28 protein-coding genes are annotated in these 26,421 nt (G+C 67.8%); 20 read left to right on the top strand and 8 right to left on the bottom strand.

The features are described 5' to 3' along the window. Positions 1-39 precede the first annotated feature (39 nt). The 6 genes from TMO_RS24620 (at position 40) to TMO_RS24595 (ending at position 5,528) form a co-directional block, all read left to right on the top strand. Complete coding sequence (locus tag TMO_RS24620; protein WP_014747764.1) at positions 40-1,722, top strand: isovaleryl-CoA dehydrogenase; 1,683 nt, start codon at positions 40-42, stop codon at positions 1,720-1,722. A gap of 92 nt (positions 1,723-1,814) precedes the next feature. Beyond that, positions 1,815-2,510, top strand: a complete 696-nt coding sequence (locus tag TMO_RS24615; RefSeq protein WP_014747763.1) for an NUDIX domain-containing protein — start codon at positions 1,815-1,817, stop codon at positions 2,508-2,510. Then, positions 2,507-3,142, top strand: a complete 636-nt coding sequence (locus TMO_RS24610; protein WP_051045614.1) for a DUF1285 domain-containing protein — start codon at positions 2,507-2,509, stop codon at positions 3,140-3,142. Before TMO_RS24615 ends, TMO_RS24610 begins: the two co-directional genes overlap by 4 nt. After that, positions 3,139-3,849: a CoA pyrophosphatase gene (locus TMO_RS24605; protein WP_014747761.1), complete on the top strand. Its 711-nt coding sequence runs from the start codon at positions 3,139-3,141 to the stop codon at positions 3,847-3,849. Before TMO_RS24610 ends, TMO_RS24605 begins: the two co-directional genes overlap by 4 nt. A 9-nt stretch (positions 3,850-3,858) precedes the next feature. Continuing rightward, complete coding sequence (locus TMO_RS24600) at positions 3,859-4,128, top strand: DUF6111 family protein (protein WP_014747760.1); 270 nt, start codon at positions 3,859-3,861, stop codon at positions 4,126-4,128. Positions 4,129-4,178: 50 nt separating this feature from the next. Beyond that, a complete protein-coding gene (locus tag TMO_RS24595; protein WP_014747759.1) occupies positions 4,179-5,528 on the top strand; it encodes a CCA tRNA nucleotidyltransferase in 1,350 nt (449 codons plus the stop codon). A gap of 17 nt (positions 5,529-5,545) precedes the next feature. Here the strand turns inward: TMO_RS24595 and TMO_RS24590 are convergent, their stop codons facing one another. After that, positions 5,546-6,466 carry a hypothetical protein gene (locus TMO_RS24590; RefSeq protein WP_041607581.1) on the bottom strand — a complete coding sequence of 307 codons (921 nt, stop codon included), beginning with the start codon at positions 6,464-6,466 and terminating at the stop codon, positions 5,546-5,548. Between the two features lie 146 nt (positions 6,467-6,612). Between TMO_RS24590 and TMO_RS24585 the strand changes: the two genes are divergently transcribed. Next, positions 6,613-7,557: an MFS transporter gene (locus TMO_RS24585; RefSeq protein WP_014747757.1), complete on the top strand. Its 945-nt coding sequence runs from the start codon at positions 6,613-6,615 to the stop codon at positions 7,555-7,557. A 346-nt stretch (positions 7,558-7,903) separates the two neighbouring features. On the opposite strand, the gene hemF is transcribed toward TMO_RS24585, so the two are convergent. Further along, positions 7,904-8,845, bottom strand: a complete 942-nt coding sequence (gene hemF / locus TMO_RS24580; RefSeq protein WP_014747755.1) for an oxygen-dependent coproporphyrinogen oxidase — start codon at positions 8,843-8,845, stop codon at positions 7,904-7,906. Then, a complete protein-coding gene (locus TMO_RS24575) occupies positions 8,842-9,357 on the bottom strand; it encodes a tRNA (cytidine(34)-2'-O)-methyltransferase (protein ID WP_014747754.1) in 516 nt (171 codons plus the stop codon). Before TMO_RS24575 ends, hemF begins: the two co-directional genes overlap by 4 nt. A 468-nt stretch (positions 9,358-9,825) precedes the next feature. Between TMO_RS24575 and petA the strand changes: the two genes are divergently transcribed. The 6 genes from petA (at position 9,826) to TMO_RS24545 (ending at position 16,885) form a co-directional block, all read left to right on the top strand. Beyond that, positions 9,826-10,371 (top strand): ubiquinol-cytochrome c reductase iron-sulfur subunit, encoded by a 546-nt coding sequence (gene petA, locus TMO_RS24570; protein ID WP_014747753.1) that lies wholly within the window; start codon positions 9,826-9,828, stop codon positions 10,369-10,371. Positions 10,372-10,398: 27 nt separating this feature from the next. Then, positions 10,399-11,628 carry a cytochrome b gene (locus tag TMO_RS24565; RefSeq protein ID WP_014747752.1) on the top strand — a complete coding sequence of 410 codons (1,230 nt, stop codon included), beginning with the start codon at positions 10,399-10,401 and terminating at the stop codon, positions 11,626-11,628. Beyond that, complete coding sequence (locus TMO_RS24560; protein WP_014747751.1) at positions 11,628-12,392, top strand: cytochrome c1; 765 nt, start codon at positions 11,628-11,630, stop codon at positions 12,390-12,392. The genes TMO_RS24565 and TMO_RS24560 overlap by 1 nt, the downstream gene beginning before the upstream one ends. A 340-nt stretch (positions 12,393-12,732) precedes the next feature. Next, complete coding sequence (locus TMO_RS24555) at positions 12,733-13,653, top strand: S-methyl-5'-thioadenosine phosphorylase (protein WP_014747750.1); 921 nt, start codon at positions 12,733-12,735, stop codon at positions 13,651-13,653. Positions 13,654-13,683: 30 nt separating this feature from the next. Continuing rightward, on the top strand, positions 13,684-14,784 hold the full coding sequence (gene mtnA, locus TMO_RS24550; RefSeq protein WP_014747749.1) for an S-methyl-5-thioribose-1-phosphate isomerase: 1,101 nt from the start codon (positions 13,684-13,686) through the stop codon (positions 14,782-14,784). Positions 14,785-14,833: 49 nt separating this feature from the next. Then, positions 14,834-16,885 carry a bifunctional aldolase/short-chain dehydrogenase gene (locus TMO_RS24545; RefSeq protein WP_014747748.1) on the top strand — a complete coding sequence of 684 codons (2,052 nt, stop codon included), beginning with the start codon at positions 14,834-14,836 and terminating at the stop codon, positions 16,883-16,885. A 66-nt stretch (positions 16,886-16,951) separates the two neighbouring features. Here TMO_RS24545 and TMO_RS24540 read toward each other — a convergent pair whose 3' ends face one another. After that, positions 16,952-17,869, bottom strand: coding sequence for an RNA polymerase factor sigma-32 (locus TMO_RS24540; RefSeq protein WP_014747747.1), 918 nt, complete (start codon positions 17,867-17,869; stop codon positions 16,952-16,954). 198 nt (positions 17,870-18,067) lie between these two features. Here TMO_RS24540 and TMO_RS24535 point away from each other — a divergent pair, with 198 nt between their 5' ends. From TMO_RS24535 to TMO_RS24515, 5 genes are all read left to right on the top strand, one after another. Beyond that, the gene (locus tag TMO_RS24535) at positions 18,068-18,742 is read left to right on the top strand and encodes a hypothetical protein (RefSeq protein WP_014747746.1); all 675 of its coding nucleotides are present in this window, start codon (positions 18,068-18,070) and stop codon (positions 18,740-18,742) included. Between the two features lie 219 nt (positions 18,743-18,961). Next, a complete protein-coding gene (locus TMO_RS24530; protein WP_014747745.1) occupies positions 18,962-19,387 on the top strand; it encodes a phasin family protein in 426 nt (141 codons plus the stop codon). Between the two features lie 138 nt (positions 19,388-19,525). Then, a complete protein-coding gene (locus TMO_RS24525) occupies positions 19,526-19,882 on the top strand; it encodes a tRNA-binding protein (protein WP_014747744.1) in 357 nt (118 codons plus the stop codon). An 81-nt stretch (positions 19,883-19,963) separates the two neighbouring features. Continuing rightward, the gene (locus tag TMO_RS24520; RefSeq protein WP_014747743.1) at positions 19,964-20,734 is read left to right on the top strand and encodes a GGDEF domain-containing protein; all 771 of its coding nucleotides are present in this window, start codon (positions 19,964-19,966) and stop codon (positions 20,732-20,734) included. Between the two features lie 123 nt (positions 20,735-20,857). Continuing rightward, positions 20,858-21,238, top strand: coding sequence for a hypothetical protein (locus TMO_RS24515; RefSeq protein ID WP_014747742.1), 381 nt, complete (start codon positions 20,858-20,860; stop codon positions 21,236-21,238). A gap of 3 nt (positions 21,239-21,241) precedes the next feature. On the opposite strand, the gene TMO_RS24510 is transcribed toward TMO_RS24515, so the two are convergent. The 3 genes from TMO_RS24510 to TMO_RS24500 are packed head-to-tail and all read right to left on the bottom strand — an operon-like array spanning position 21,242 to position 23,909. Next, a complete protein-coding gene (locus TMO_RS24510; protein ID WP_014747741.1) occupies positions 21,242-22,603 on the bottom strand; it encodes an ATP-binding protein in 1,362 nt (453 codons plus the stop codon). Positions 22,604-22,623: 20 nt separating this feature from the next. Further along, positions 22,624-23,370: a response regulator gene (locus TMO_RS24505; protein ID WP_014747740.1), complete on the bottom strand. Its 747-nt coding sequence runs from the start codon at positions 23,368-23,370 to the stop codon at positions 22,624-22,626. A 56-nt stretch (positions 23,371-23,426) separates the two neighbouring features. Beyond that, the gene (locus tag TMO_RS24500) at positions 23,427-23,909 is read right to left on the bottom strand and encodes a MarR family winged helix-turn-helix transcriptional regulator (RefSeq protein WP_014747739.1); all 483 of its coding nucleotides are present in this window, start codon (positions 23,907-23,909) and stop codon (positions 23,427-23,429) included. 85 nt (positions 23,910-23,994) lie between these two features. Between TMO_RS24500 and TMO_RS24495 the strand changes: the two genes are divergently transcribed. After that, positions 23,995-24,903, top strand: coding sequence for a branched-chain amino acid aminotransferase (locus TMO_RS24495; protein ID WP_014747738.1), 909 nt, complete (start codon positions 23,995-23,997; stop codon positions 24,901-24,903). Between the two features lie 97 nt (positions 24,904-25,000). Here the strand turns inward: TMO_RS24495 and TMO_RS24490 are convergent, their stop codons facing one another. After that, entirely contained in the window at positions 25,001-25,369 is a 369-nt protein-coding gene (locus TMO_RS24490; RefSeq protein ID WP_372026926.1) for a winged helix-turn-helix transcriptional regulator, read from the bottom strand. Positions 25,370-25,459: 90 nt separating this feature from the next. Between TMO_RS24490 and TMO_RS24485 the strand changes: the two genes are divergently transcribed. Beyond that, positions 25,460-26,338 carry an SDR family oxidoreductase gene (locus TMO_RS24485; RefSeq protein WP_014747736.1) on the top strand — a complete coding sequence of 293 codons (879 nt, stop codon included), beginning with the start codon at positions 25,460-25,462 and terminating at the stop codon, positions 26,336-26,338. The last annotated feature ends 83 nt before the right edge of the window (positions 26,339-26,421 follow it).

The following is a 26,421-nucleotide window of genomic DNA, read 5'->3' as shown; positions in this document are numbered from 1 at the left end:
CCCTCTGTCATCGTCATCACCTTCCCCGGAGGATCCCCCATGACCGATCAGAGCCTGAAGGCCGCCGGTTCGCCCCAGCCGCTTCCCGGTGCCACCCATGCCGTTTTCAACCAGGCCCCGCCGCTGGAGGCCAATCTCTTCACCGGGGACCATGCGCTGGTCGACGCGGTGGACGGTTTCGGCGGCGGCTGGGCTTTCGAGCATCTGTCCGACTATGGCGCGAAGACCGGCGGGCCGCTGATGGCGCTGGGCTTCGATGCCAACCGGTACACGCCCGAGCTGGTCACCCACGACCGTTACGGCAACCGGATCGACGAGGTCCGCTTCCACCCCTCCTATCATGCGATCATGGCCGAGGGGATCGGGGCGGGGGTGCATGCCTTCGCCTGGAACGAGCGCCGCCCCGGCGCCATGGTGGCGCGTTCGGCGCTGGTCTATCTGCACTGCCAGGCCGAGGCCGGCACCATGTGCCCGATGACCATGACCTTTGCCGTCGCCCCGGCACTCGCAGCCGAACCGGCGGTTGCCCGCAACTGGATGCCGGGGGTGCTGTCGCGCGATTACGACCCGCGGCCCCTGCCGGCGGCAGAGAAGCGCGGTCTGACGCTGGGCATGGCGATGACCGAGAAGCAGGGCGGGTCGGATGTCCGCGCCAATACCAGCCGCGCGGTCCGCGTCGGCCACGAGGACGGCCAGGAGGTCTACGAGATCACCGGCCATAAATGGTTCTGTTCGGCGCCGATGTCCGACGCCTTCCTGACGCTGGCCCAGACCGAGGCCGGGCTGACCTGCTTCCTGCTGCCGCGCCGGCGGCCCGACGGCAGCCGCAATGCGGTTCATCTCCAGCGGCTGAAGGACAAGCTGGGCAACCGCTCCAACGCGTCCTCCGAGATCGAGACCCGGGGTGCCTGGGCGGTCAGGGTCGGGCCTGAGGGGCGCGGCGTGCGCACGATCATCGAGATGGTCCACCACACCCGGCTGGACTGTGCGCTCGGCTCCGCCGGGCTGATGCGTCAGGCGCTGACCCAGGCCATTCACCATGCCCGCCACCGCCAGGCCTTCGGCAAGCGGCTGGTCGATCAGCCGGCGATGGTCAATGTTCTGGCGGATCTGGCGCTGGAGCAGGAAGCCGCGATGCGCATGGTGATGCGTCTGTCCCAGGCCTTCGAAGCCCGGTCGAGCGAGCCGCAGGAGGCGGCCTTCGCGCGCATCGCCACTGCGATCGTCAAATACTGGGTGTGCAAGCGCGCGCCGGGCTTCGTCTACGAGGCGATGGAATGCCTGGGCGGCAACGGCTATGTCGAAGACAGCGGCCTGCCCCGGCTTTATCGCGAGGTGCCGGTCAATGCGATCTGGGAAGGATCGGGCAATGTCATCGCGCTGGACGTGCTGCGTGCCCTCGGGCGGGAGCCGGCGGCGCGCGAGGCGCTGGTGGCGCATCTGACCCGCTCGCGTGGCCAGGACAGCCGTTATGACGCCCATCTGGACGCCACGCTCCGTGCGCTCGGTTCCAATGACGAGATGGAGTTCCGCGCCCGCCGTCTGGTCGGCGATCTGGCGGTGGCGCTGGCCGGCGCCGAGCTGATGGAGCGCACGCCCCAGAGCCTGGCCGAGGCCTGGTTCGCCAGCCGGCTTGCCGGCGATCATGGCGGGCTCTATGGCACGCTGGCGCCGGGCGTCGATGCCGCCGCCATTGTCGAGCGTGCAGCCGTGGCCGCCTGACACACGAAGCCCACTCGACCGGCGGGGCGGCCGGGGTCAGAATGGCGTCATCGACACGTCATACACCCCCGCCGTTCCGACCGGAGAGCGCCATGCCTGCCGACCGACCCGCCGTCCGCGGTGTCCCCGACCCCGATCCCGCCGCCGCCTCTTACGGCCGCGAGGATGTCGAGATCCTGGCGCGCGAGGTGGTCCATCAGGGCTATTTCCGCATGGTGCGGCTGACGCTCCGCCACCGTCTTCTGGCCGGCGGCTGGAGCGAGCCCTTCACCCGCGAGATCTTCGAACGCGGCACGGCCGCAGCGGTCCTGCCCTATGATCCGGTGCGCGACGAGGTGGTTCTGATCGAACAGTTCCGCCCGGGCGGACTCTACGGCCCCACCGATGCCAGCCCCTGGATGGTCGAGATCGTGGCCGGCATCATCGAGCCGGGCGAGACGCCCGAGGCGGTCGCCCGGCGCGAGGCGGTGGAAGAGGCCGGGCTTGAGCTTGGCCGGATCGAAGCCATATCGACTTATCAGCCCTCGCCCGGCGCCTGCGACGAATGGGTGCATCTCTATGTCGGCGAGGTGCGGGCCGAGCACCGCGGTTCGACCGGCGGCCTTGTGGAAGAGCACGAGGACATCCGCATCTTCGCCCTGAAGCGCGAGGCGGCGGTGGCCCTGCTGGATGGCGACCGGCTGGACAATGCGACCACCCTCGTGGCGCTGGGCTGGCTGGCCCGCCACGGCGCGGCGCTGAGAGCGCGGTGGCTGAGCGATCGCAAGACCAGGGAGGAGGAGGCATGACCAGCGCGGACAGAACCGACAAGGATGGGGCCGACCTCGCCGGACGGCTGGGGCTCGGCAATCCCGCCCCGGGGGCCCGGCCGGCGGAACAGCGCCGGGGGCCGTTTTTCTGCGGCGATATCGACATGCGCATCGCCCGCGACGGCACCTGGTTCTACCAGGGCACGCCGATCGGCCGGATGCCGCTGGTGAAGCTGTTCTCGACCGTGCTCCACCGCGACCAGGACGGCGACTACTGGCTGGAGACCCCGGTCGAGAAATGCCGGATCCAGGTCGAGGACGCCGCCTATATCGTGACCGCCATGCGCATCGAGGGCGCGGGCGACGACGCCCGGATCGTCTTCCGCACCAATGTCGATGCCGAGGTGCCGCTGGACGCCGACCACCCGCTGGTGCTGCGCCCGCGCCCCGAAAGCGGCGACCCCGCCCCCTATCTGGCGGTCGGCCGCGGGCTGGAGGCGCTGCTTAGCCGTTCCGTCTATTACGAACTGGTCAACATAGCCGATCTGGCTATTTCGCCCGAAACCGGAGAGGAATTGCTGGCGGTGAAAAGTGCCGGTCTGACCCATTATCTGGGCTCCCCCGATATCGAGATCGCAGAGCCGCGGCATCGTGCCGGAGGCCGCGCATGACCACCGGTGCCGATATCGCCGCCCTGTTCAACGAGCCCAATGCGGCCGGCATCGACCCGGCGATGCCGGCGGTGAACGGCGACTATGTGCTCAACCCCGGCTCCCGCCATGGCGGCGCCAAGCGGCCGGCGGCCGTGCTGGTGCCGCTGGTGGAACGGTCCGGGGGGCTGACCGTGCTGCTGACCCAGCGCACCCAGCATCTGCATGCCCATGCGGGCCAGGTCGCCTTTCCCGGCGGCCGGGTGGACGAGGGCGATGTCGATGCGGTGGACACCGCCCTTCGCGAGACCCGGGAAGAGATCGGCGTCACCCGCGATCACATCCGGATCATCGGCCGGCTTGACACCTACGAAACCATCACCGGCTTCCATGTGGTGCCGATCGTGGGCCTGGTGACGCCGCCCTTCGAGGTGATCCCCGATCCTTTCGAGGTCGCCGACGTCTTCGAGGTGCCGCTCGCCTTCTTCATGGACCCGCGCAACCGCAAGCGTCACTCGCTGGAACGCGGCGGGGTGGTGCGTCACTGGTATGCCTTTCCCTTCGGGCGCTACTACATCTGGGGGGCGACCGCGGGGATGCTGGTCAATCTGACCCGGGTGCTGGATGCCGGGCTGTCGCTGAAGGACACCGATGGCGAGGGCCGCATGGCCGGCCCCAGGGTCGCCGATTTCGCCGCCGCCGGCACCATCGCGGCCGGGGCGGGCTAGGGCAGGGCGATGCGGATCCTGCTGACCTATATCCTGCCCTTCCTTGCCCCCTTCCTTGCCTATGCCGCCTGGATGGCCTGGGCCGGGCGGGTGGAGCGGCAGCGGGGCAGCCGGCCTGACGCACCGCCGGTCTGGGTCACCGGGCTTGCGGTGGTGGTGCTGGCGGCGGCATTGTTCCTGGTGGGGCATGCGGTCGGTCCCCGGCCCGACCCGGGCGTCTATGTTCCACCCAGGGTGGAGGACGGCCGGATCGTCCCGGGCCATTACGGGCAGGACTGACCGCGCCCATCGTCGCCTTACCGTCCCCTGCTCCAGCGTGATCCCGCATCATGGCCGACGCCCCCGAACCCCTTCTGCCTGCGCGCACCGATCCCGTCCGAACCGATGTCGTGCTGCCGCCCGAAATGGCGGCTGCACCCGTGCGCCGGGTCTTCGCGGCGCTCGCGGCCGCGGGCGGCGAGGCGCGCTTCGTGGGCGGCGCCGTCCGCGACCTGATCTCGGGCGACCCCATCGGCGACATCGACGTGGCCACGACCCTGGAGCCGCCGGCGGTGATGGCGGCGGCCGCCGCCGCCGGGATCAAGGCGGTGCCGACCGGCATCGAGCACGGGACCGTTACGCTGATCGCCGACCGTCTGCCGGTCGAGGTGACGACCTTGCGCCGCGACGTTGCCACCGACGGGCGGCGGGCGGTGGTGGCCTTCAGTCGCGACTGGGCCGAGGATGCCCGGCGGCGCGACTTCACCGTCAATGCCATGTCGCTGGACCTTGCCGGCCGGCTCTACGATCCCTTCGACGGGCTGTCGGATCTGGCGGCCGGGCGGGTGCGGTTCATCGGCGATGCCCGGCGGCGGATCCTGGAAGACATCCTGCGGATCCTGCGCTTCTTCCGGTTTCAGGCGCGGCTGGGCCGCGGCGAGCCCGACCGGGCGGCCGTCGATGCCTGCCGGGAATTCGCCGAGCGCATCCAGGCGCTGTCGGGCGAGCGGATCCGCGAGGAATTCCTGCGGATTCTGGGCGGGCCGCGCGTGGCCGGCGGTGACGGCATCCTGCTGCTGATGGCCGATCTGGGCGTGCTCGACCAGGTGCTGGGCGGGATCGTCGACACGGGGCCCCTGGACGCGCTGATCGCGATCGAAGAGGCGCTGGACATGGCCGATGCCGCCCGCCGGCTGGCGGTGCTGACGGCCACCTGCGGGCCGGCCTTCGGGGCCGTCGACCACTGGCGCCGGCGGATCGAGCGGCTGAAACCGTCGAACCAGCTGGTGGCCCGGGTGGGGGCGGTGGCCGAGGCGACCGCCCGCCTGCCGGCCAGACCGCCCAGCCCCTTGACGGTGCGGGTCGCCGCCTATCGCGAGGGCATCACCACCATCCGCGACCGGCTGTTCGCCGGCTGGGCGCGCGCCCGCGCCCGCGGCGTGCTCGATGCGACCGACGAGGCCGGCTTCCGCCGCGCGATCGGGGCGCTGTCGGGCTGGAGCCAGCCGCATCTGCCGCTGGGCGGCGCCGATCTGATCGCGCTTGGCCTGAAGCCCGGCCCCGGGTTGGGGCAGGCGCTGTCCGAGATCGAGGCCTGGTGGCTGGACGAGGGCTTCGCCCCCGATCGCGGCGCCTGCCTTGCCGAGGCGCGGCGCCGCTTCGTGCCCATGGGTAGCAGCACGGGCGGGGGCGGCGGTTGAGCCGGTAAGGCGCCGGTTCAGGCGCCGCCGCCATCATGCACCGGGCAGCCGGCGGGGGTGAGGGCCGAGGGTTCGAAATGCGCTTCGGCCGCCGCATCGCCCCCCTCGAACCAGGCGATCCAGCGCCGGAGGATACGGCCGGTATAGAGCACCGGCATGTCGTGGCGGTACAGCTCCTTGCGCATCTCGGCGAAGGCCGGATCCTGATGGCTGGCATACCAGTGGTGACGATCGGTATCCAGATAGGTGGGGCAGAGGCCGGTGTCGGTGATCGAGACATAGTTCCGCACCGTGCGCTCGGCAAAGCGCTGCCACAGCTCCGAGGCCCGGGCGAACAGGGCCCGGCGGGTGCGGTGATCCGCAATCTCGAACACCTCGCAGTCATGGGCCTGCAGGCAGAGATCGCGGGTGAACATCGAAAAGGCATAGACGTCGGAATTGAGGTTGGCGCAGATCACGGGCGCCGCCATCATCGGGTCGTAGAGCGGATCGCCCGGGTCGGCGGCGGCCGGGCAGAAGGCGACGGCATCGAAATCGTCGAAGAGCAGCCGCCGGTTGGTGACCGGGCAGGTCAGCTCGATCGCGCGGTTCAGCTGGCCGCCATCGACCAGGACTTCGGGCGGGCGGGTGGTCAGCACCGACATCAGATCGGCCATGCGCCGGATGGCGGTGGCGACCGGTTCCGGCGGCAGCATGCCGCCATCGGGGCGGGTGGCCACGAACAGCCCGGCGACCGTGCGGCGCGCCTCCAGGGCTTCCACGAAACCCGTGAAGGCGCGGCGCACGTCGTCGGGGGTCGCGACCGGGGCGATGTAATAGCGGTTGCGGAGGAACTCGCGGCGGCCGGCGACACAGCCAAGGCCACTGACCATCCAGTCGCGCAGCCTCTCGAGCGCATCGTCTCGCGATGCTTCTTCGGCGGGGGATGAGGGGATCATGGGACGAACCATTTCGGTCGTGGATCCGGGATGCGAATTCATCTATCTATAATAGAATGTAGATCGGAATCATAATTATAAGTTGATGATCGCAACGTGATACATCTACCGGCTGCAGGGCGCTTCCCATCCGAGGTCTCCCCCCAATGACCGCCTCATCGACCAATTCCGACCCTTCGGCGGCCGCCTCCCGCCCCGATGACCGCCACCCCTCCCGGGTTCTCGTGGGGCTCGTGGCGGTCAACCTGCTGTCAGGGCTCGCCCAGATCGTCCAGATCGGGGCGACCGCACCGTTGCTGGCGCTGATGCTCGACGGGCGCGGCGTCGATGCCGGCACCATCGGTCTTGTGGCCGCCGCACCCTGGGCAATGATTCTGCTGGTCTCGCGCTTCGTGCCGGCGATCATCGCCCGGCTGGGGCTGGCGGGGACGGTGGCGCTGGCGCTGATCACCGGCATCGCGGCGCTGGGCGGCATGGCGGTGGTGGAAGATCCGATCGCCCTCGCGGGGTTGAACGCGCTTGCCGGCATCGGGCTGATCCTGCGCTGGATCGCCTGCGACACCTGGATCGTGCGCATCGCGCCAGAGGCGATCCGCGGTCGTGCCATCGGCACCCATGAAACCCTGATGGGCCTGGGCATCGCGCTCGGCCCCGGGCTGGTGGCGCTGACGGGGCATGAGGGCAGCCTGCCATTCCTGGCGGCGGCCGCGGTGATGGCGGCGGCGATCCCGCCGCTGGTGGTGTTGAAACGGCTGGGCTTCGACGGCCGGCCGGGCGTCGCGCCCGTCCGCGACGGCGCCGGCCGGCGATCGGGCTGGGGGCTGGTGCGGCTGCTGCCGGTGGCGCTGACCGCAGCCTTCGCCTGCGGCGTGGCCGAGACCGCCTCCATCGCCTTCCTGCCGCTTTACGCCGCGGCGGCCGGCAGTGGGGGCGGTGGCGGCCCCGCTCTTCGCGACGGCTTTCGGCGCCGGCGGCACCATCCTGCAGATCCCGCTCGGCGCCATCGCCGACCGGCTGGGCTTCGACCGGGCCCAGGCACTGGCGGCGACGGCCGTCATCCTGGGGGCGATCCTGCTGCCGCTGGCCGATGACGCAATCCTGCCCTGGGTGATCGCCTTCCTGTGGGGCGGCGCGGTCGGCGGGTTGAACACCCTGGCGGTGATCGAGGCCGGCGCCCGGGTCGACGAGATGCGGATGAGTGCGGCCATGACCGCGATCGCCTTCTGCTACACGCTGGGCGGTTTCGCCGGCCCGGCCGCCGCGGGCCTTGCCACCGAAATGCTGTCGATGCACGGCCTGCCCATGGTGGCGGGTGCCGCAGCACTGGTCGTGCTGGCGGTCTGGGCGGTCAGGCGCGGGGCGGAAAGCTGAGCGCGTCGGGCCGGGGGAGTGCGTCGGGCCGGGGGAGTGCGTCGGGCCAGGTGAGCGCGTTGGGCCTCAGGGCCATTTCGCATGCGGTGGCATGGACATCAGGATCGCCTCGGTGTTGCCGCCGGTCTTCAGGCCGAACTGGGTGCCCCGGTCGTAGAGCAGGTTGAATTCGGCATAGCGGCCGCGGCGGATCAACTGATAGTCGCGCTCGGCCTCGGTCCAGGATCGGTTCATATGGGCCCGGATGATCGCAGGATAGGCATCCAGGAAGGCGAGCCCGACATCGCGGGTGAAGGCGAAGTCGCGCGCCCAGTCGCCGCTGTCCAGATAGTCGTAGAAAATGCCGCCCACGCCGCGGGTCTCGCCGCGATGGGGCAGGAAGAAATAGTCGTCGCACCAGGCCTTGAAGCGCGGATAGTAATCGGCGTCATGGGCGTCGCAGGCGGCCTTGAACGCCCCGTGGAAGCGCGCGGTATCGGGGGCGTGCGGGGTGATCGGGGTCAGGTCGCCGCCGCCGCCGAACCAGCCGAGCGTGGTGCGGATATGGCGGGTGTTCATATGGGCGGCCGGCACATGCGGCGACCACATATGCGCCACCAGCGACACGCCGGCCGCCCAGAACTGCGCGCCGGCGCCATCGGCACCGCCGGGGGCCGGGTCGCGGTCGGCGCCGGGGATCTGCTTTGCGAATTCGGGCGAGAAGCCGCCATGGACGACCGAGATGTTCACGCCGACCTTTTCGAACACCCGGCCGCGCATCACCGACATCTCGCCGCCGCCGCCGCCCGGCCGTTCCCACGCCGTGCGCTCGAACCGGCCGGGGGCGAGATCCGGGTTCATCGGTCCGGCATAATCGTCTTCGATCGCCTCGAACGCCGCGCAGAGCCGGTCGCGCAGCTCGCGGAACCAGCCCGATGCGGCCTGGCGGCGTTCGGCCGCGACCTCCGGATCCTCGGGCGGGCTGGTGCGGGCGCGGGCGTCGAGCACGGCGCGGGCGTCGAAACTCATCGGCTGGTCTCCTCGGGGAGGACTGGCTGGGGCGGGCAGGCGACCGGCTCTGCCGGAAATCCACCGGTCTGGCGCAGTGCCTCTCCCAATATCATGGATGCGGCCACGGCGACATTCAGCGATCGCATGCCGGGCACCATCGCGATCCGCACCCGGGCATCGACTGCATCATGAACGCTTTCGGGTACGCCGGCGCTTTCGCTGCCCATCAGCAGCACGTCGTCCGGTCGGAAGGCGAAGTCGGTATGCGGCACCGCGCCCTGGGTGGTGGCCAGCACCAGACGGCTGCCGGGCACCTCGGCGGCGCGCGTCGCCCGGAACGCCGACCAGTCGGCATGGCGACGGATCGTCGCACGCAGGGCATAGTCCATCCCCGCCCGCTTCATGCGCGCATCCGACAGAATAAAACCGCAGGGCTCGATGATGTCGATACCGATCCCCAGGCACGCGCAGAGCCTTATGCAGGTTCCGGCATTTCCGGGGATGTCCGGTTCGTACAGGGCGAGGCGCATGGCGGGCTCCGGGTGAAGGAGACGTGTCTCTCTTGCCGCGCTCGGCGGAAATATCGGGGCGGGACACCGATGACGGGCGACGGATCGCCCGGGCGTCTGTAACATGCCCAGGGGGGCATCCTTTGCAAAGAGGGCGTTTTTTCGGTATACCCCTTTGCGACACGGCAGTAATCCACCCGTTCGGGCAAGAGGTGGTGCCTCGCTTCGGGCGTTGGACGAGTGGCCGTGATCGACGGGAGGAAAAGGAACGACGTCGGGGCTTCGCAAGGCCACCCTATGGTGGTGCGACAACCTGACGCATCCACCAGTCCGGGTGCCGCGGACAGTATCCGTGTATATCGGCGGATCCCCGGGAACGGGGAAACGGCGGGGACGGAGTGAGCGGTGTTCGGCCGGATCCCGTGCGACCGCAGGCGAGACCGAGGCTTTACGCCCGATAAGGTGTGAGAGCGACGAAAGGTTTGCGAAATGGCGAACACGGTGCCATCCGGCGACGGCCACCACGACCATGGTGACGATGCCACGCGCCGCGACTTCCTGATGCTGCTGGCGGGCGGCGGCGCTGCGGTGGGTGCCGCGGCACTGGCCTGGCCGCTGATCGACAGCATGAATCCGGCGGCGGACGTTCTGGCGTTGTCGTCCACTGAAGTGAACATCTCCCAGATCGAGGCCGGTCAGGCGGTGACCATCACCTGGCGCGGCAAGCCGGTGTTCATCCGTCACCGGACCGAGAAGGAGATCGAGGAGGCCCGGGCGGTCAATGTGGCCGACCTGCCCGATCCGCAGCCCGATGCGGATCGCGTCGAAAAGCCGGAATGGCTGGTGGTCGTCGGCGTCTGCACCCATCTGGGCTGCGTCCCGCTGGGCTACCAGGGCGATTACGACGGCTGGTTCTGCCCGTGCCATGGTTCGCATTACGACACCTCGGGCCGCATCCGCAAGGGTCCGGCACCCGCGAACCTCGCCGTCCCCGAATATGTATTCGTGGACGACAACACCATCCGCATCGGGTAAAACCAAGAACAGGGTTGGGGTTAGGCGATGAGCAGTCCCTCGACCGGCAGCCGTGTGTCGAACTGGATCGACCACCGTTTGCCGATCATCTCCTTCGCGCGGGAACACTTGATCGAGTACCCGGCGCCGCGGAATCTGAATTACTGGTGGAACTTCGGTTCGCTGGCGGGCATCGCGCTGGTCCTGCAGATCGTGACCGGCATCGTGCTGGCCATGGCCTATACCGCGCACACGTCGCTCGCCTTCGACAGCGTCGAGCGCATCATGCGCGACGTGAATTTCGGCTGGCTGCTGCGCTATGCGCATGCCAACGGCGCGTCGATGTTCTTCATCATCGTCTACATCCACATCTTCCGCGGCCTGTATTACGGCTCCTACAAGGCCCCGCGTGAGATTCTGTGGTGGCTGGGCGTGATCATCCTGCTGCTCATGATGGCGACCGCCTTCATGGGCTATGTGCTGCCCTGGGGTCAGATGAGCTTCTGGGGTGCTACCGTGATCACCAACCTGTTCTCGGCCATACCATTGGTGGGTGAGAGCATCGTGACCTGGCTCTGGGGCGGCTTCTCGGTCGACAACCCCACGCTGAACCGCTTCTTCAGCCTGCATTACCTGCTGCCCTTCGTGATCGTCGGCGTGGTGGTTCTGCATCTGGCGGCGCTGCACACGCACGGCTCCAACAACCCGCTGGGCATCGACAAGAAGACCAAGAAGGACGTTATTCCCTTCCACCCGTATTACACGATCAAGGATCTGTTCGGGCTGGGTGTGTTCCTGACCTTCTTCGCCGTCTTCCTGTTCTTTGCACCGAATTTCTTCGGCGAGCCGGACAACTACATCCCGGCCAACCCGCTGGTGACGCCGGCGCATATCGTGCCGGAATGGTACTTCCTGCCGTTCTACGCGATCCTGCGTTCGGTCCCGAGCAAGCTCGGCGGCGTGCTGCTGATGTTCGCCGCGATCTTCGTGCTGTTCCTGCTGCCCTGGCTGGATACCTCGCGGGTCCGCAGTGCGAAGTTCCGTCCGGTGTTCAAGGTGTTCTACCTGCTGCTGATGATCGACATCCTGGCGCTCGGCTGGGCGGGTGGTCAGCCGGCGGAAGGTGTGGCGGTGGTCATCGGCCAGATCGCAACGGCCTGGTACTTCCTGCACTTCCTGGTGCTGCTGCCGCTGCTCGGCTGGTTCGAACGGCCTCGGCCGCTGCCCGAGAGCATCGCCTCTGCCGTGCTCGGTGACCGCGCGATGGAGAAGGCGTGATGCGTAAGCTCCTGATCAGCACCCTCGCCGGCCTCGGCGCCCTGATGGGCGTCCAGGCCACCGCGATCGCTGCCGAAGCGGTCGAACTGCCCGAGGTCTCGTTCAGCCACGAGGGCCCGTTCGGCACCTATGACCGCGCAGCGGCGCAGCGCGGCTTCCAGGTCTTCGAACAGGTCTGCTCGGCCTGCCATTCGGCCAAGTATCTGGCATTCCGCAACCTTGCCGACCTCGGCTACAACGAGGACGAGATCAAGGCGATTGCGGCGAAGAAGCAGGTCCAGGACGGCCCGGACGACAATGGCGACATGTTCATGCGCCCGGCCGTCGCCTCGGATCGCTGGCCCAGCCCCTATGCCAACGAGAAGCAGGCCCGCGCCTCCAATGGCGGCGCCTATCCGCCGGACCTGTCGCTGATGGCGAAGGCCCGTCTGGGTGGCGAGCACTACATCTATGCGCTGCTGACCGGCTATACCGAGCCGCCGGCGGGCATGGAAGTGCGGCCCGGCATGTACTACAACGCCTACTTCGCGGGCCACCAGATCGGTATGCCGCCGCCGCTGGCAGCCGACATGGTGCCCTATGGCGACGGCACGCCCGCGACCGTGGAACAGATGACTCACGACGTGTCGGTCTTCCTGACCTGGCTCGCGGAGCCGAAGATGGAAGAGCGCAAGCAGACCGGCATCAAGGTGATCCTGTTCCTGATTGCGCTGACCATCGTGTTCTATGTTGCCAAGCGGCGGATCTGGGCCCGCATCCATTGATGCAGCCTGGCTGATCCGACCGGATCGAAACGGGGGTCGCCCTTTTGCGGAGGGGCGGCCCCCGTTGCGTTTCGGGCCCCTGTTGCGTTTCGGGCCCCTGTTGCGTTTCGGGCCCCTGTTGCGTTTCGGGTTGTTGCATTCCGGCCACGGGTCGGCCAGGGTGCGCCGTCCCGGCCGGTGTCGCAACCGGCGCCGTCCCGCGGGAAGCCGGTGGCCGGCGCTTAACGCAGGGTAGAAAATTCCTCCCGAACCACGCAGAATGCGAGCAGCCGGGAAGAGCAGGGCCCGCGGATGGATCCGGGGCCGGATGACGAGACGAACCAGACGAGGGGTGACGGGCATGGCATCGACCAGTGCAGCGGGCGCAGGCATCGGATTGGGCAGCGACGGCCGCCCGGTGATCGGCATCATCGGCGGCAGCGGCGTCTACGACATTCCGGGCCTGACCGATATCGGCTGGCGGCGGATCTCCTCGCCCTTCGGGGCCCCTTCGGACGAGTTGATGTTCGGCCGGCTGGGCGATGTGCAGCTGGTCTTCCTGCCGCGCCATGGCCGCGGCCATGTCCATGCGCCGTCCGACCTCAACTACCGTGCCAATGTCGATGCGATGAAACGGGCGGGCGTGACCGAGATCCTGTCGGTCTCGGCGGTCGGCTCGCTGAAAGAGGATCTGCCGCCCGGCACCTTCGTCATCGTCGACGATTTCATCGACCGCACCTTTGCCCGCGAGAAGAGCTTCTTCACCAAAGGCTGCGTCGCCCATGTCTCCATGGCCCATCCGGTCTGTCGGCGTCTGGGCGATGCGGTGGAGGCGGCGGGCCAGCGGCTCGGTCTCGATATCCGCCGCGGCGGCACGTATATCGCCATGGAAGGCCCGCAATTCTCGACGCTTGCCGAATCGAAGCTCTATCGCAGCTGGGGCGCCAGCGTGATCGGCATGACCAACATGCCCGAGGCCAAGCTCGCCCGAGAGGCGGAGCTGTGCTACGCGACCGTCGCCATGGTGACCGATTTCGACTGCTGGCATCCCGAGCACGACAAGGTGACGGTGGAGCAGGTGGTGAAGGTGCTTCTGGGCAATGCCGATCATGCCCGCGCCCTGGTGAAAGAGGTGGCGCCCGCGCTGGCCGACCGTCGCGAGCCCTGCCATGCCGGCTGCCACACGGCACTCGATCATGCCCTGATCACCGCGCCCGAGAAGCGCGATCCCGAGCTGCTCGCCCGGCTCGACGCCGTCGCCGGCCGCGTGCTCGGCGCCTGATCCGCCCACAGAGATCCGGAGCCCCGCCCCATGGACGAGAGCCGTTTCACCCGCCGCACCGTCTGGCTGGAAGCCGACGGGCGGACCGTCGGCATCCTGGACCAGACCCGGCTGCCCTTCGAGACCGTGGACGTCCGGCTGACCAGCCTGAGCGATGCCGAAACCGCCATCCGCGACATGCTGGTCCGCGGCGCGCCGCTGATCGGTGCGGTGGGCGCCTACGGCATGGCGCTGGCGCTGGCGGAAGACCCGTCGGATGCCATGATCGCCACCGCCTATGACCGGCTGTTCGCGACCCGGCCGACGGCGATCAACCTGCGCTGGGCGCTGGATGATCTGCGCGAACGGGTGGCGCCGCTGCCGGAAGCGGCGCGGGCCGATGCGGCCTATGCCCGCGCGCGGGAGATTTCTGACGAAGATGTGGCGATCAACCGGGCGATCGGCGAGAACGCCTTCCGGCTGATCGAGGCGCGTTACGAGGCGATCGGCCGCAGCCGGCCGGTGGAGATCCTGACCCATTGCAATGCCGGCTTCCTGGCGACGGTGGGCTGGGGCACGGCGCTGGCCGGCATCTTCCTGGCCCATGCTCGCGGCATTCCCGTGCATGTCTGGGTGGACGAGACCCGGCCGCGCAGCCAGGGCGCCTATCTGACCGCCTGGGAGATGCGCTGGGCCGGCGTGCCCCATACCGTGATCGCCGACAATGCCGGCGGGCATCTGATGCAGCACGGCCGGGTCGACATGTGCATCGTCGGCACCGACCGGGTCGCCGCCAATGGCGATGTCTGCAATAAGATCGGCACCTATCTGAAGGCGCTGGCCGCCCATGACAACGGCGTGCCGTTCTATGTGGCGCTGCCCTATCCGACCATCGACTGGCGGATCGCCGACGGCGTGCGCGACATCCCGATCGAGGAACGGTCGGCGACCGAAGTGACGGTGGTGCGCGGGCGGCTGCCCGATGGCGGCATCGCCGATGTGACGGTGATCGAGGACAGCCCCGCCGCCAACCCGGCCTTCGACGTGACTCCGGGCCGGCTGGTCACCGGGCTGATCACCGAACGCGGCGTCTGTGCCGCTTCGGCCGAGGGGCTGCGCGGCCTTTATCCCGAGCGTGCCGCGGCCGAGTGACCGCGCACCCGACCCGGCCTGTCTGCGAATTGAAGCTGAGGTGAAGACGATGCAGAACCGCTGGTCCGATGCCGATGCGGCCGCCATGGTCGCCCGCTATGTCGATCAGGGTGTGAACGAGGATCTGGCGCTCAGGGTCTATACCACCCGGCTGCTCGGCTCCGATCCGCGGCTGGTGCTGCATGGCGGAGGCAACACCTCGGTCAAGACCCGGATGACCGACATCCTGGGCGATCCGCTGGACGTGCTGTGCGTGAAGGGCAGCGGCTGGGATATGGGGGTGATCGAACCCGCAGGCCTGCCGGCGGTGCGGCTGGAGCCGCTGCGCCAGCTGGAGCGGCTGGAGGCGCTGACCGACGAAGAGATGGTCAATGTCCAGCGGCTGAACCTGCTGGACTCGACCGCTCCCAACCCCTCGGTCGAGACCCTGCTCCATGCCTTCCTGCCGCAGAAATTCATCGACCACACCCATGCCAATGCGGTGCTGTCGCTGACCGACCAGCCGGATGGCGAGGCGATCGTCCGCGAGCTGTATGGCGACCGGGTCGCCTATATCCCCTACATCATGCCGGGCTTCCTGCTGGCCAGGACCGCGGCCCGCATCGTTCGTGAGACGCCGGGCGTCAAGGGCATGGTGCTGCTGAAGCACGGCATTTTCAGCTTCGACGATGACGGCCGCACCGCCTATGAGCTGATGATCGATTTCGTGTCGATGGCCGAAGAACGGCTGACCCGCGGCCGGCGGACGCTGGTCCAGGCGGCCGTTCCGGCGGGGCTGGCGCCGGTCGCCGCGGTGGCGCCGGTGCTGCGCGGCCTGACGGCGCTGGCCGACCCTGCCGCCGAGGGCGGGCGTCGGCCTTTCGTTCTGGAGCATCGCGCCGGCCCGGCGGTGATGGATTTTGTCAACGCCGCCGATCTGGACCGGATCGCCAATTCGGGCGTCGCGACGCCGGATCATGTGATCCGCACCAAACCGGCGCCGCTGATCCTGCCGGCCCCCAGGGCGGATGACCTCGCGGGCTTCAGGGCGGCGGCAGAGGCGGCGCTCGGTCGCTATGTCGAGGCCTATCACGCCTATTTCGCCCGCAACAACGAACGGCTCGGCGGCATCAAGACCGAACTCGACCCCATGCCGCGGATCGTGGCGGTGAAGGGGCTCGGCATCTTCGCGCTCGGCAAGTCGTCGAAAGAGGCGCGGATTGCGGCCGATGTCTACGAGGCCGCGATCGAGGTGATCACCGGTGCCGAGGGCATCGGCCGCTTCGAGAGCATTTCCGAAGCCGATCTCTTCGATGTGGAATACTGGTCGCTGGAACAGGCGAAGCTGGGCAAGGGCGGCGAGAAGCCGCTGCAGCGCCGGATCGTCGCCGTCACCGGCGGGGCAGGGGGGATCGGTGCGGCCACCGCCCGGGCCTTTGCCACCGCCGGTGCCGAGGTGGCGGTGCTGGATCTGAACCCCGAGGCGGCAGCCGGGGTGGCCAGGCCGCTGGGCGGTATCGGCATCGCCTGCGACGTGACCGACCCGGCCTCGGTGACTGCCGCGATCGAGGCGGTGGTGACACGCTTCGGCGGGCTCGACATCCTGGTCAGCAATGCCGGCGCCGCCTGGCAGGGCCGGATCGGCGAAGTGGACGAGGCGGTGCTGCGCCAGAGCTTCGAGCTGAATTTCTACGGCCATCAGCGCGTCGCCCAGGCGGCGGTGAAGGTGATGAAAGCCCAGGGCTTCGGCGGCCAGCTGCTGTTCAACGCCTCGAAACAGGCGGTCAATCCGGGCCCCGATTTCGGCCCCTATGGCCTGCCCAAGGCGGCGACGCTGTTCCTGTCGCGGCAATATGCGCTCGACCACGGCCGCGACGGCATCCGCGCCAATGCGGTGAATGCCGATCGGGTCCGCTCGGGGCTGCTGACCGACGAGATGGTGGCTGCGCGCTCGAAGGCCCGCGGCCTCAGCGAGGCGGATTACATGGGCGGCAACCTGCTGGGGCGCGAGGTGACCGCGGCCGATGTCGCCCAGGCTTTCGTGGATCTGGCGCTGGCGCAGAAGACCACCGGCTCGGTCACCACGGTCGACGGCGGCAACATCGCGGCGGCGCTGAGATAGGCGGGACCGACAGCAGAAGAGGGGGCGGCTGCCCCCTCTTTCGATGCCGTGTCGGATCGGGCCGTATCAGGCCGGGCTGCCGGAGCGACCCAGGGCCTTGCGCAGCTGCGGCTCCACCAGATCGGCCAGCTTGCGCATCGCCCGGCTTTCGATCTGGCGCACCCGCTCTTTCGAGATGCCGAGTTCCGAGCCCAGCGCATCCAGCGTCGCCGAGGCCTCGGCCAGATGACGGCGGGTGATGATCAACCGTTCGCGGGCATTCAGGGCATCCAGCGCGCCGCGGACGATGCGCTTGCGGAACGAGGCCAGATCACGTTCGACCAGCTGTTCCTCCTGGTCGGGCTTGTCGTCGGCCAGCTGATCCAGCCATTCATCGCCGCTGTCAGCCGACATCGGCGCGTTCAGCGACTGGTCGCCGCCCGAAAGCCGCATCTCCATCATCCGCACATCGCGGTCGCGCACACCCAGCGTGGTGGCGATCTGGCCGACATCGGTCGGATCCAGGCTTTCCGAGGCGCGGGTTTCGTCGCTGCGCCGCAGGCGGGCCTTCAGCTTGCGGAGATTGAAGAACAGCGCCTTCTGGGCGGCGGTGGTGCCGATGCGCACCATCGACCAGGACCGCAGGATATAGTCCTGGATCGCGGCCTTGATCCACCACATGGCATAGGTGGCGAGCCGGACCCCGCGTTCGGGATCGAACCGCTCCACCGCCTGCATCAGCCCGATGGAGCCTTCCTGGACCAGCTCGTTCATCGGCAGGCCGTAATTGCGGTAGCGCGAGGCGACCTTGATCACCAGGCGCAGATGGCTGCGGACCAGAATATCGGCAGCCTCGCGGTCACCGGCCTTCACCCGCATGGCCAGATCGGCCTCTTCCTCGCGGGTCAGCAGGGGCTGGCGCTGGACGGCCGAGAAATAGCGGGTGTCGCCGCGATCCTGGCTGCGACCCGCGGCACGGACATTCCTGGTCAGCCGGTCGATCATGACGTCCCTCCAGACTCTCATGGCCTTCGCAACATCGTGAATGTACAGGATTCCATATCCCGTGTCCGGTGGGAACGCCAATCCGCACCGGAATGGTCCGAATTTCTCACAGGCTTTCGATCTGGTATGGACCGCCGCATCAACTATGTTTGAACAGAGGCAGTTCCGCCCTCGTCCATCAACCCAGGAGGACGCCCCATGCCCAAGGTCAAGGACGCCGAGGCCCGGATCATCGACGCAGCCCTCGCCCGTGCCGCCATCGACGGCTGGGACGGGCTGACGCTGGCCGGCATCGCCGAAGAGGCGGGGATGTCGCTGTCCGAATTGTCGGGGCATGTCGGCTCCGTCTCCGAGATCCTGGACGCCTTCTCGCGCCGAATCGATCGCGCCATGTTGACCGAGGCCGAGGATGAACCCGAAGAGTTCGCCGCCCAGCCGGTGAAGGACCGGCTGATGGCACTGATCATGGCGCGGCTCGATGCGCTGGAGCCGCACCGGGCGGTGATGCAGCGCCTGGCCGACCGGTCCGACCGCGGCATTCCCGCGCTGGATCTGATCTGCGGGCAGGGGATGCGCCTGCAACGCAGCATGGGATGGCTCGCTGCTGCGGCCGGGCTCGAATCCCGCGGCATCGCCGGGCTGGCCCGCCGTCAGGGGTTGGCTGCGATCTATCTCGCCACGCTGCGGGCCTGGCTGAAGGACGACAGCGAGGACCGGGCGAAGACCATGAAGACGCTCGACCGATTGCTCGACCGGGCCGGGCGCTGGTCACGCATGGCCGGCCGGATGGCCGGCGGGCGGCGTGGGTTCCGCTCCGGAGCCGAGCCATCCGCGGGGCCCTCTCCGGCCGCCGACACGCCCGCTGCGGGATGACGACCCCGACGATTTCCACGCAACCGAAAAGCGGGATCGCCTGCATCCGTCATCGCGCCGACATTTTTGTGCAACGCAAAAACCGCCCTTGACCTTCCGGGTCCGATGCCGCATATATGGCTGAGGATTTTGCAGCGCAGCATAAACCCCGACGCTGCGCCGCGAGCGACCTGATGCCAAGCCATGCCATCGGTCGCAAAGGCGAACGGAGGTTTTGAAATGGCCGAGAAGATCAACCCCCTCGACTACACCAAGATGTTCGGCGAGTTCAAGATGCCGGCGGTTCCGGCCGTCGACGTCGAGGCGATGATGAGCACCGCCCGCCGCAACTACGAAGCGGTTGCCCAGGCGAACAAGCTGATCGCCGAGGGCTTCCAGGCCCTGGCCAAGCGCCAGGCCGAAGTTGCCCGCGCCTCGTTCGAGGACGCCTGGAAGGCCACCCAGGAAGTCATGAACGCCGGCACCGTCGAGGCGAAGGCCGAGAAGCAGGCCGAGGTCGTGAAGGCCGCGGTCGAGAAGGCCGTTGCCAACGCCCGCGAGCTGACCGAGCTGGCGACGAAGTCGCAGGGTGAGGCGTTCGACGTCCTCAACAAGCGCTTCATCGAGAGCGTCGACGAGGTGAAGACCCTCGCCGTCGTGAAGTGATCCGGCGCCGGGCGCATCGCCGCCCGGTCTGGTCACCGACAGGTTTCGAAGGGCGCCGCTCCCGCAAGGGGGTGGCGCCCTTCGGCCGTTCCGGGGCAGGATGGCGACATCTTCGATGTCCGCCGAGGTCGCGAACCCATGACCGATGCCAGCCCTGCCTCTCAGATCGGCTTCGACGATTTTCTGAAGGTCGATATCCGTGCCGGAACCGTGTTGCGCGCCGAGCCCTATCCCGAGGCCCGCAAGCCGGCGATCAAGCTGTGGATCGATTTCGGGCCCAAGATCGGCGAGAAGCGGAGTTCGGCCCAGATCACCCATCTCTACACACCCGAAACGCTGGTCGGCCGCAAGGTCGCCGCGGTGGTGAACTTCCCGCCCCGGCAGATCGGCCGCTTCATGTCGGAGGTGCTGGTGCTGGGCTTCGCCGATGCCGAGGGGCGGATCAGCCTGATCGCCCCGGATCATGACGTGCCGGACGGCGCCCGCCTGAGTTGAACCTGTCGCATCGTCACGGTTCTGCGCTTTTCCTGATGACGCGTCCGGTGTATGTCCTGGACGCAGAGGAAGGGGCAGCGCATGCAGATCAAGGCCGGGTCCTGGACCCATAAGCTGAGTTCGATGTCGGTCTTCCGGCAGGTGACGCTGATGATCTGCGTCGCGGTGGCCGGGGCGGATCTGCTGACGGCCTTCTTCTACTGGTATTTTGAATTCGATCGTCTGCCGCTGGACATCGTGCTGACCACGATCATCGTACTGATCGTCGGCTATCCTCTTGGTTTCTTCTTCATCGGCCAGAATGTCAAACTGCGCGAGATGGCGCTGGAACTGGACCGGTTGTCGAAGATCGACGACCTGACCGGTCTGTTCAACCGGCGGACCTTCTTCGCCGAGGCCCGGCGGCTGGTGGCGGAACAGGTCGCCGCCCGCGATCAGGGGGCGATCCTGTTCATCGATGTCGACCATTTCAAGGCGGTGAACGACGATTTCGGCCATGCCACCGGCGACGCCGTGCTGAAGGAGTTGGGGGCGATCATCCGGACGGTGGTGGGCGAGGCCGGCATCGCCGCCCGGCTGGGGGGCGAGGAATTTGCCGTCCTGCTGCACGGCGCCGAAGGGCGGCGGGCCGCCGAGATCGCCGAGCGGGTGCGCCGCGGCGTCGCCAATTGCGGACGTGTGATCCCCGGGCTGGAACGGACTACTGTGACGGTGAGCATCGGCATCGCCTCGATCCGCGCCGGCTATGATTTCGAAGACGCTTTGCTGCGCGCCGATCACAGTCTTTACGCCGCGAAGGAAAGCGGGCGTGATCGTGTCGTGCGCGAAGACGAGAGGGTAGCGCCGGCCTGAGCATCGCCGACCATAAACCGCGGTTTACCGAGCGGCGGCTGGCCTGCGTCAGACGCCCGGGGCCGAACGGATACTGACCTCGGCCGGCCGCAGAGCCGGTCTTGTCAGCACCCGAGGTCTTCCATGCTTCGCAGCCTCGCATTGGGCACGATGATTGCCCTTACCCTCACCGCCCCCGGGCCGTATTCCGCCGCCCGGGCCGAAAGCTCCATCGCCGGCCGCTACACCTATACCGGCACCGACACCGACGGCAGCGCCTATGACGGCGCCGGCGAGGTGGTCGTGACCAAGGCCGCGTCGGGCGCTTATGAGATCGTCTATGACGGCGGCGCCTATACCGGCGTCGGCCAGGTCACCGGCGATACCTTCTCGTTCGCCTCGATGGCCGATGGCAAGAACAGCATCTCGATCGGCACCATCCGGCCCGACGGGTCGATCGTCACCCGCTGGTGGCGCTACAAGGACAAGGGGTCCAAGGGCACCGAGACCTGGGTCCGTAAGTAAGGATCAGACCGGCAGGTCGAGCACGACCCTGAGCCCGCCGAGCGGGCTGTCTTCCAGCCGGATATCGCCGCCATGACCGCGCATCACGTCGCGGGCGATGGCGAGGCCGAGCCCGACACCGGTAATGCCCGAGGCGAGGCCGGTTCCGGCCTCGGCCACGGGCCCGGTATCGTCGAGTCGCCGGAAGGGACGGAAGGCTTCGACGCGCAGATCGGCCGGAATGCCCGGGCCATCATCATCGATCAGCACCTGGATCGACTGGCGCCCGGGCAGAATGGTCACCTCCACCCGGTCGGCATGGCGGATGGCATTGTCGATCACATTGCCCAGGCAGCGGCGGAAGGCCTGGGTCCGGACCAGGACCATGGCGTGATCGGCGCCCTTCAGGTCGATCCGCGCGTCCGACAGGCCGCGGGCACGGAACACCACCTGTTGCACCAGCTGGGCCAGATCGGCCAGAACCGCCGGCTCTTCGGCGCCCTCGCCGCGGGCGAAGGCCAGATAACCCTCGACCATGCGGGTCATCTCTTCGACATCCGCCTCAAGCTCCGCGACATCGGGCGAGGGCGGCATCAGGGCCAGCTGCAGCTTCATGCGGGTGAGCGGGGTGCGCAGGTCGTGACTGACCCCCGCCAGCATCTCGGTGCGCTGGTTTACCTGCCGGTGGATGCGGTCGCGCATGCGGATGAAGGCATGGGCTACCTGCCGCACCTCGGTCGCGCCCGAGGGTTTGAACCCTGCCAGATCGTCGCGGCCCTTGCCCAGATTGTCGGCTGCCGAGGCGAGCCGGCGCAGGGATCGCATCTGGTTGCGCAGGAAGATCATGGCCACGATCATCAGCGTCAGCGAAATGCCGATCAGCCACATGATGAAGATGTAGGTCGTGGCGCTGGTCACGCGCTTGCGGGGGACCTTCACCCCCAGCACCCCGTCCTGCAGCTGCACGTCGATGATCACCCAGTTCTCGTCCGAAACCGCATCCAGTACGAAGGGCCGGTAGACCCGGCTGTCGAGCGCCGAGGTCATCATCCGCTCCAGCAGGGTGTTCACCGTCCGCCGGCCGGCATTGGGCAGGATTTCCCCCGGCCGGAAATCGAAGCGGATATCGGTATAGACCTGGATCAGACGCAGCAGGCGATCGCGTTCCTCGCCCTCGGGATAGTTGCGCAGCACCTCCACCGTCAGCGCGATGTCGCCCGCGACCGCCAGGGTCATGTGCCGGGTGACGTTGTCCCAGTGGCGGTTGTAGAACAGATAGGTCGACAGGCCGAGCAGCACCACCAGCGGCGCCACGATCATCAGAAAGGACCGCCCGTAGAGAGAGCGGGGCAGGATGGTCCTCAGGATGCGGTCGACAGGGGTCACGCAGGATCTCCGGGGGCGGATCAGCCGTCGGTGCGCAGCGCATAGCCGGCGCCGCGCAGGGTGTGGATATGGCGCGGATTGCGCGGGTCGTCTTCGATCTTGCGGCGCAGCCGCACGATCTGCACGTCCACCGCCCGGTCGCCGCCGCGGATCTGGGCCCGGTCTGCCAGTTCGTCGCGGCTGATCGGGCGGTTGGGGGCGGCCGCCAGCACGCCCAGCAGCGTGGCCTCACCCTGGGTCAGATGCACGATCTCCCCATGGCGGCGCAGTTCCTGGCGGCCGAGGTCGAAGCTCCAGGGGCCGAAACGCAGCGTCACCCCCTGAAGGCCGCCGGCGAATGCCGGTGCGGCCGCCGCCGCCCGCGGCACCGATCGGCGGAGGATCGATTTCACCCGGGCCAGCAGCTCTCGCGGCTCGAACGGCTTGGTCAGATAGTCGTCGGCCCCGGTCTCCAGCCCTGCAATGCGATCTTCTGCTCCGTCCATGGCGGTCAGCAGCAGGATCGGCAGATCGCCGTCGCGGCGCAGCGCCTGGGTGAGGTCCAGCCCGCTTTCGCCCGGCATCATTACGTCCAGCACCAGCAGATCGACGGTCAACATGGCAAGCTTGGCGCGGGCTTCGGCGGCGTCATGGGCGGTGGAGACCATGAAGCCGCTTTCCCGCAGCAACCGGGCGAGGAGCCCGCACAGCCGGCGGTCGTCGTCCACCACCAGGATATGGGGCGCGTCGGGGTCGGGCGGCACGGCTGCGCCCTGCGCCGGCTGCATGGCAGCCGATCCGGCGCCGCAGGCCTCAGGCGGCCTGCCCCGGCTGTCCTGATCGCTCATGGCCGGTTGAACCCGTCGCGTTCGGGATCGTCCATCACGCCCAGCATCACTTTGCGAAACCCTTCGACCGCTTCGGCCCCAGCCTCACGATAGGCGCGGGCCATGCGCTTGCGCTGATTTCCCGAGAGTTCGCGTTCCAGAGCCTTGCCGGTCTCGGTCAGATACAGAAGTCTCTGTCGACGATCACGGAGCCCCGATTGCTGATCGATCAGCCCCTGATCGATCAACTGCTTCAGAACCCGGCTCAGGGACTGTTTTGTGATGCGCAGGATGCGCAACAATTCTGTAATAGTCGTCCCGGGATTGCGACCCACGAAATAGATCGCCCGGTGATGCGCGCGGCCCAGGCCGTGCTTTTCCAGGATGCGGTCCGGCTCGGCGGTGAAGTCGCGATAGCCGTAGAACAGCAGTTCGATGCCCTGGTTCAGCTCCTCCTCGCGGAGGAAGAGCGGATTCGGATTTGCGTTCGGATTGGACATTACGGCAGCCATGTTGACATAGTTGGAACGGAATGTTACTCATCCCATCCAGTTTTTGTTCGCAAATTAGCCAAGGCGCGCGACAATGGCACTCATCCCCTTCGACGACCGCGACGGCTGGGTCTGGTTCGACGGCAAGCTCACCCCGTGGCGCGAGGCACGCATCCACGTGCTCAACCACGGCCTTCACTATGCGAGCTGCGTGTTCGAAGGCCAGAGGGCGTATGACGGTGTGGTTTTCAAGCTCAACGAGCATTCTGAGCGGCTTGCCCGTTCGGCACAACTGCTCGGCTTCGAGCTGCCGTATACGCCGGCCGAAGTGAATGCCGCAACTGCGGAACTTCTGGCGGCCAACGGCCTCTCCGACGCCTATGTCCGCCCGGTGGCCTGGCTGGGCAGCGAGCAGATGGGCGTCTATACCCGCGGCTCGAAGGTCCACATGGCCATCGCCTGCTGGGAATGGCCGTCCTACTTCTCGCCCGAAGAGAAGCTGAAGGGCATCCGGCTGGAGATCTCGCGCTGGAAGCGTCCGGCGCCCGATACCGCACCGACCGAGAGCAAGGCCGCCGGCCTTTACATGATCTGCACCATGAGCCGCCGCGAGGCGGATGGTCGCGGCTTCGACGATGCGCTGATGCTGGATTATCGCGGCTATGTCGCCGAGGCGACCGGTGCGAACATCTTCTTCGGCCGCGGCAAGGAACTGCACACCCCGACCCCGGACTGCTTCCTGGACGGCATCACCCGCCGCACGGTGATGGGTCTGGCACGCGAGGCGGGCTATACCATCGTCGAGCGCCATATCCGCCCGGAAGAGATGGCCGGGTTCGACGAGTGCTTCCTGACCGGTTCGGCCGCCGAGGTGACCCCGGTCCGGCAGATCGGCGATTACAGCTTCAAGCCGGCCGAGGCCTGCTCGACCCTGCTGCACGCCTATTCCGACCTGGTGCGCGTCGAGGGCCGTGCCGCCCGGGCTGCCGCCGCCGCGGAGTGACCACCCGCCGGTTATGAAGCCGGTGGTTGTGTGCCTGACGATCGACACCGCCCGTCCCGGAGCCCCGGGGCGGGCGGTGTCGCTTTTGGGGCCCCCGTCAATCGGTGGGCCTGCGATCCTCCGGCAGATTCCGGCCCCAGCTGCCCAATGCATCAGTGACCGCCCGCAGCCCGGCGCCGAGTGGTGTGAGGGAATATTCCACCTTGGGCGGTACCTGGGCATAGACCCGGCGGTCGACGATGCCACTGGCCTCCAGCTCGCGAAGCTGGCTGGTCAGCATCTGCTGAGTGACGCCGGGGATGGCCCGCCGCAATTCGCTGAACCGCTTCGTGCCATCCAGAAGATGGAAGACGATGTGCAATTTCCACTTGCCATCCAGGGCGCGGACGGCCCGGGTGACCGGGCAGTTTTCACCAGGAAGACAAGATTCGTCCGTCTTTGATGTCATGTTCGTCTCCATGGTCATAAAAATATGACTATGTTCTGAAAACAAGTCTACTTGTGATTTACGACGTACTCGACGATTTTCACTATATCAATTCAATGGAGACGGCCCATGAAGAAAATTCTGGTCATCGGGGCAACCGGCCCCCAGGGGCGCCCGGTTGCCCAGAAGCTGGCTGCCGCCGGCTACGAAGTCACGGCGCTGGTGCGCGATCCGGCCCGCGCCGCCGGTCTGGCCGACATCGGCGTGCGCCTGGCCGCGGGCGATCTTGAGGATGCCGCTGCCGTCAAGGCCGCCATGGTGGGCCAGGATGGGGTGTTTCTGCTGATCTCGTTCTTCGCTGGCCGGGCAGCCCAGGCGGAGACGGTGATCGCTGCGGCCATGGATCAGGGCGTCCGCCGGATCGTCTGGAACGCCACCGGGCCGATCCTGCCCTTCGACACCGGCAACCCGTCGATCGACATGCGGCGCGGCATCCTGGCCGCGCTGGAGGCGAGCGGTATCTCTTTCGTCGCCCTGCAGCCGACGGTCTATATGGAGAATTTCCTGATCCCGGCAATCGCACAAGAGGTGGCGACGGCCGATGTGCTGGCCTATCCGATGCCCGAGGCGGTGCGGTGCCAGTGGATCAGCCATCTGGACGCAGCGTCCTATGCCGTCGCGGCCTTCGCCGATCCGGATCCGGAGACGCTGGTGATCGAGATCGCCGGCCCCGAGAAGCTGTCGGGGTCCGAGATCGCCGAACGCTTCGGCCGTGCGCTGGGCCGGCAGATCACCTTCCGGCCGATGCCGCCCGAGGAGTTCGCCCGGGCGATCTCGTTCGACGGCAATGAGGAAGCGATCATCGGCTATTACCGCGGGATCTTCGAGAGCCCGGACATGATGACCACCCATGTCGACCACGAAGCCGCCCTGGCCCGTCTGCCGATCCGCCCGGTGTCGATCCAGGATTTCGCGACCATCCACAGGGATCTGCTCACGGCAGGCTGACGGCGTTCCACCCGAACGCAGGGCTTAAGACCAGCGCCCGCCCCGGGGAACCGGAGCGGGCGTATTGCGTTGTAGGGGGACCG

Source organism: Tistrella mobilis KA081020-065 (assembly GCF_000264455.2).
GTDB classification, from domain to species: Bacteria; Pseudomonadota; Alphaproteobacteria; order Tistrellales; family Tistrellaceae; genus Tistrella; species Tistrella mobilis.
This window is presented reverse-complemented; position numbering and strand designations above follow the sequence as displayed.